Below are 683 nucleotides of genomic sequence, written 5' to 3' on the forward strand. Positions count from 1 at the left end.
GCAATGTCAACTAATGTGAGCGTATTCAAAAAAGAGCCATTGGTATTGCCCCCACAATGAGCGACGAGGTCAGCTTCCAGAAATCCAGGAATAACGTCATCCCAATCAGCAAATGTTCTGACTTGAATTTGGTGCTTTAATAAATTCCCTTTACGAGTAGTGCTTACAGATTGTTTTATTTTTTCTCGTTCAGGCTTTAACATCCTGTCAACAGTAGAAGGACTAATTTGTAGTAATCGTTCTCGTACACCAATAGGTAAGCGTAGATGACCATGACGTTCCATTGCTTCGACTAGATAGGGTAAAAATGGCACTAGACGTTTAGAGCATATTTGATTAGCCGCATACCAAACAGAAAGTAGAGCTTGTCGTAGTTGTTCGTCGTAGCGATGGGGTGTCTTGCGCTTTTTTGGTGAGATATTCTGATTGATGGCATTCAACAATTGGATCGTATATTTTCTTTCATAGCCTGTAGCAGCAACTATTCCATCAAGTATTTTCCCTTTATCTATCCAGTTAGCGTCATGATATTTTTGTTTAATGCTAGCCAAAAATTCCTTTCTCGCATTTAGACTCATAGACTTAATCATTTCTAGTTACCTCATCTTAAAAGAATCACAACTAGTGTTATTTTAGATGAGGCAACGACATATTAGTAGTATGAATTTTAGTGAGTCAATGCG

At 38.1% G+C, this 683-nt stretch carries 1 pseudogene; it reads right to left on the reverse strand.

The window, feature by feature from the left end:
* Window positions 1–551, reverse strand: a pseudogene (locus tag KSO91_RS17495) (ISNCY family transposase); the annotation flags it as partial.
* Window positions 552–683: the final 132 nt, after the last annotated feature.

The organism is Psychromonas antarctica, from assembly GCF_022267535.1.
GTDB classification, from domain to species: Bacteria; Pseudomonadota; Gammaproteobacteria; order Enterobacterales; family Psychromonadaceae; genus Psychromonas; species Psychromonas antarctica.